Consider the following 5,066-nt stretch of genomic DNA (forward strand, 5'->3'; position numbering starts at 1 on the left):
AAAATTAAATAAGAAAAAGACTCGCGGCAATAGCGAAAAGAGCGAAGCTAAAGAAAAAGAGCAAGATTAAAATTATAACGAAATACTATTTTGAAAATTATTTATTCTTTACTTTCTTGTTTGATGATTCTTAATTCATCGGCGCAAGGAAGTTCTTCTAGCAAACAAGTTTCCAATTTTAGTCTAGAAGCACCAAAATTACATACCACTAAAAAAATTTGGATGTATTTACCGAAAAGGATATAACACATCAACCCAAAAATATCCTGTCATCTACATGCATGATGCTCAAAATTTATTTGACGCCTCAACTTCTTATGCGGGCGAATGGAATATTGATGAAACTCTAGATAGTATAAATGCTAAAGTTATTATAATTGGTGTTGAACATGGCGGAGACAAGCGAATAGATGAATTAACTCCATTCAAAAATCAAAAATATGGCGGTGGCAAAGCCGATGAATATTTAGATTTTATTGTAAACATCTTAAAACCAAAAGTGGATGCCACTTACAGAACCAAAAGCAGTGAAAAAAATACTGCCATATTTGGAAGTTCACTTGGCGGATTAGTTTCTTTTTATGCAGCATTGAAATATCCTAAAGTATTTGGAAAAGTAGGTTGCTTCTCGCCTTCTTTTTGGTTTGGCAGAAAAGAACTTAACGATTTAATGAAAGAAACCAAAGATTTCGATGCAAAAGTATATTTACTATGTGGCGATGACGAAGGCGATGCTGATGTTATTTCCGACATCAAAAATGTAAAAGATTGGGTAAACACCAAACGTTGCGAATGTAAAAAACTAAATAAGGACGTAATCGTCAAAGGAGGAAAACACAATGAAAAATTGTGGCGTGAGAGTTTTAAAAAGGCGTACCTTTGGCTTTTCTGAGTGACTGAGTGACTGAGTAACTTAGAAAAAAAATAACTAAAAATAACTCCGCTACTCAGCATCTCAGCAACTTTAAAAAAATGAATAACAACGATATATTTAAAAAACTCCGCGTTGCCCTGCAACTTCGTGATGACCAGATTGTGGCCATTTTAGAATTAGTAGATTTCAGAATGTCAAAAGGTGAAATAGGTAATTTTTTTCGAAATGCAGATCATCCTAATTTTATGGAATGTGGCGACCAAGTGTTGCGAAATTTCCTTAACGGATTGGTGATTCATCTTCGTGGTACGAAAGAAGATCCAAAAAATGCAATGGATGTGATTAAGCAAAATCAAGAAGCTGTAAAGAAAAATATTGCAGATACAGAGGCCAAAGGCGAACTGAACAGAGCTAAAACTAAAGGGGAATTCAAGCCAAAAGCAGATTTTACTTCAAAACCGAAAACAGATTTAAAAAAGAAGCCATTTAAACCAAAGGACAAAAAACTAGCACAGAAAGTTCAAGTTGTTGAAAAGGTTCAATATAAAAACGGTAAAAACAAAAAATCCTGAGCACACTCAGGATTTTTTTATTTGTTTCTATGTCTTTTCTGTTCTCTTGCCAATAAGGTATTTTTCAGCAGCATGGCAATGGTCATAGGACCAACTCCTCCTGGAACTGGCGTTATATAAGACGCTTTTTTGGAAACGGCATCAAAATCAACGTCTCCTGTAATTCGGTAACCTCTTGGGTCAGTTTCGTCGGCAACGCGCGTAATTCCTACATCTATTACGACTGCATCGTCTTTAATCATCTCGGCTTTCAGATAATTAGGAACGCCTAATGCTGTGATAATTATATCGGCTTGCGTGGTTATTTGTGCAATGTTTTTAGTATAACTGTGAGTTAATGTTACAGTTGAATTTCCCGGAAAGCCTTTTCTTCCCATCAATATACTCATAGGTCTTCCTACTATATGACTTCTTCCAATGACAACGGTATGTTTTCCTTTGGTTTCAACTTTATATCTTTCCAATAATTCCAAAATCCCAAAAGGTGTTGCTGGAATAAAAGTAGTCATATCCAAAGCCATTTTCCCAAAGTTTTCTGGATGAAATCCATCAACATCTTTACTTGGATCAATAGCCATTATTATTTTTTGGGTATCAATTTGATCAGGCAAAGGCAACTGAACAATGAATCCGTCGATGTCGTCATTTGCGTTGAGTTCGGCAATTTTTTTTAAAAGTTCAGTTTCCGATGTGGTACTTGGCATTTTTACCAAAGTCGATTCAAATCCAACTAATTCACATGCTTTGACTTTGCTTCCAACATAAGTTAAACTAGCACCATCATTCCCAACAATTATTGCTGCCAAATGAGGAACTTTTTCTTTGTTAGCTTTCATTTTGTTAACCTCAGCTGTGATTTCGGCTTTTATGTCGTTGGAGATTCTTTTTCCGTCTAATAATTTCATTGTAATAGTTTCGGGTTTCAGGTTTATAAAAATAGACCATTCAAATTAGTTAGTTTATAAAAAAATTAAGGTCTAAAACTTCAGAACTTGAAACTTTAAACCTTAAACTGTTATTTCATTCCTCCCATCATCTTCATCAAATTCTTTCCGCCACCACCTTGCATCATCTTCATCATTTTACTCATCTGTTCGAATTGTTTCATCAGCTGATTTACTTCTTCTATTTTTCTACCGGAACCTTTTGCGATTCTGTTCTTTCTTTTCATGTCTATAATAGCAGGTCTACTCCTTTCTTTTGGCGTCATCGAATGAATAATGGCTTCAATATGTTTGAAAGCATCATCTTCAATCTCAACATCTTTTAAGGCTTTTCCGGCGCCTGGAATCATTCCGACAAGGTCTTTCATATTACCCATTTTCTTCACCTGCTGGATTTGTGTTAAGAAATCGTCAAAACCAAATTCATTTTTGGCAATTTTCTTTTGGATTTTTCTGGCTTCTTCTTCATCGTACTGTTCTTGAGCTCTTTCTACCAAAGAAACTACGTCACCCATTCCGAGAATTCTTTCCGCCATACGCGATGGATAAAACACATCGATAGCTTCCATTTTTTCTCCAGTTCCAATAAATTTAATTGGTTTATCAACAACAGACTTAATAGAAATTGCAGCTCCACCTCGGGTATCACCATCTAATTTTGTTAAAATAACACCGTCAAAATTCAATCTGTCATTAAATGCTTTTGCTGTATTTACGGCATCTTGCCCAGTCATGGCATCCACAACAAACAAGGTTTCCTGTGGTTTAATAGCAGCATGAACATTAGCGATTTCGTTCATCATTTGCTCATCAATCGCCAAACGACCAGCTGTGTCGACTATAACTACATTGAATCCTTTTGATTTTGCATATGCAATAGCCTTAAGCGAAATATCAACCGGATTTTTATTTTCTGGTTCCGAATAAACTTCGACACCAACTTGGTCTCCAACAACATGCAATTGGTTGATTGCCGCAGGACGATAAATATCACAAGCTACTAAAAGTGGTTTTTTTCCTTTTTTGGTTTTAAGATAATTGGCTAATTTCCCCGAGAAAGTAGTTTTACCCGAACCTTGTAAGCCCGACATTAAAATCACCGTTGGGTTTCCTGAAAGATTAATCCCTGTAGCATCTCCACCCATTAGTTCGGTTAATTCATCTTTTACGATTTTAACCAATAATTGCCCAGGTTGTAAAGTCGTTAATACATTTTGGCCTATAGCTTTTTCTTTAACTTTTGTGGTAAAATCTTTGGCGATTTTAAAATTAACATCGGCGTCAAGCAAAGCACGACGAACTTCTTTCAAAGTTTCGGCTACGTTGACTTCGGTAATTTTTCCATGCCCTTTCAGGATATGAAAGGCTTTATCTAATTTATCACTTAAATTATTGAACATAATGGCAAGCTTTATTTTTTTATGAAGTGCAAATTTAAGGATTTGATTTTTAAGTTTTATAGTAAAATAAAAAAACCATTCCAAATAAATAGAATGGTTTTAAACTTGTAAAAGTTAGTATTCAATTCTTAGTAAAAACTAAAGTATCTGTTCCTCCATTTCCACCACTCACATCTATTAAAGAAATTGTTGTGGCTGTGTGGGAAACCACATCCCAATCATCTGTTAAATCGGCAAAATCTGGCGGTGAAGCAAATGCAATATTAAAGTCTAAATCGCTACTTGGATTGTCGTCATTACTATTGTCAACAACCACAGACCATGTTCCAGTGTAAGTATTAGTTCCATTAGTTGCTGTCAATACATTAGAAGCTCCAAAAGTAAAATTATATCCTGTAAAATGATCGGTTTCGTCAGTACCTGAATCAACATAACTAGAAATTCTCCATGTACCCTGAGTAGCTGTATTGATTACCGGTGTTGGGTCGGTTGAAGATGAACTGTCATCTGAGCTGCACATTGAAGCAACGTTAAGCATAAAAAGACAAAATAATCCCGGAATTAAAATTAGTTTTTTCATAATGTTTGATATTTAGGTTTTTATATTTTGATTTGAGTATAATCACATTAATATAATAAAATTACAATAAAATATCCTAGTTTAACTTTATAATTATTTATTTTCCAACACTAATTTTATTGATATTTTTGCGGTTTCGGATAATGTTTTCTTTGCCAATGCTGGTACATCTAACTTATAATCTATAAGTTTAATGGCAAATGCTCCAGAAATCAGTAGTTTTACACCGTCATTAACAACTGCCATTTTGGTTTTGACTTTATTGGCAATTCCATGAATAGTTAAATCACCTTCTACATCATAACTCCCAGCTTTTCCTTTATAGTTCACAACTTTTCCTTTAAAACTTGCTTTGGGAAGTTTGTCGCTTTCCATATAGTTTTCATTGAAATGCTCTTCCATTAGAGGCGATTTGAATTTAAACGATTTTACCAATCCTAAAACAACCAAATCTGTTGTAGATTTATCAAAAATGGCTGAAACTGTTTTATTAGTTCCAATAACTTCATCCATTGCTCCTGGTACTGTAGCATCAAACTTGATCTCTCCAGAACGAGTAATCATTTTTTGTGAAAACACCGTGCTTCCAATAAGAAGCGCCATGAATAAAACGACAAAACTTTTCGTATTATTAAAATTATTATTCAACATATCCTTGATTTTTCCAATCATTAACCATATCAATAAAAACTTGCA

6 protein-coding genes are annotated in these 5,066 nt (G+C 34.4%); 2 read left to right on the top strand and 4 right to left on the bottom strand.

All coding sequences use genetic code 11. The features are described 5' to 3' along the window. Positions 1-277: 277 nt before the first annotated feature. Together ACOYLP_RS10640 and ACOYLP_RS10645 are read left to right on the top strand one after the other, a co-directional pair. Positions 278-892, top strand: a complete 615-nt coding sequence (locus ACOYLP_RS10640) for an alpha/beta hydrolase (protein ID WP_422856147.1) — start codon at positions 278-280, stop codon at positions 890-892. Positions 893-972: 80 nt separating this feature from the next. Further along, the gene (locus tag ACOYLP_RS10645) at positions 973-1,446 is read left to right on the top strand and encodes a DUF1456 family protein (RefSeq protein ID WP_422856148.1); all 474 of its coding nucleotides are present in this window, start codon (positions 973-975) and stop codon (positions 1,444-1,446) included. A gap of 17 nt (positions 1,447-1,463) precedes the next feature. On the opposite strand, the gene ACOYLP_RS10650 is transcribed toward ACOYLP_RS10645, so the two are convergent. From ACOYLP_RS10650 to ACOYLP_RS10665, 4 genes are all read right to left on the bottom strand, one after another. Beyond that, positions 1,464-2,351 carry a bifunctional 5,10-methylenetetrahydrofolate dehydrogenase/5,10-methenyltetrahydrofolate cyclohydrolase gene (locus ACOYLP_RS10650; RefSeq protein ID WP_422856149.1) on the bottom strand — a complete coding sequence of 296 codons (888 nt, stop codon included), beginning with the start codon at positions 2,349-2,351 and terminating at the stop codon, positions 1,464-1,466. 110 nt (positions 2,352-2,461) lie between these two features. Next, positions 2,462-3,790 carry a signal recognition particle protein gene (gene ffh, locus ACOYLP_RS10655; RefSeq protein WP_422856150.1) on the bottom strand — a complete coding sequence of 443 codons (1,329 nt, stop codon included), beginning with the start codon at positions 3,788-3,790 and terminating at the stop codon, positions 2,462-2,464. A 121-nt stretch (positions 3,791-3,911) separates the two neighbouring features. Then, on the bottom strand, positions 3,912-4,370 hold the full coding sequence (locus tag ACOYLP_RS10660; protein WP_422856151.1) for a hypothetical protein: 459 nt from the start codon (positions 4,368-4,370) through the stop codon (positions 3,912-3,914). A gap of 93 nt (positions 4,371-4,463) precedes the next feature. Further along, positions 4,464-5,066 (bottom strand): YceI family protein (locus ACOYLP_RS10665; RefSeq protein ID WP_422856152.1); only part of this gene is annotated, 603 nt, incomplete at its 5' end.

The organism is Flavobacterium sp. (assembly GCF_049318325.1).
GTDB lineage: Bacteria > Bacteroidota > Bacteroidia > Flavobacteriales > Flavobacteriaceae > Flavobacterium.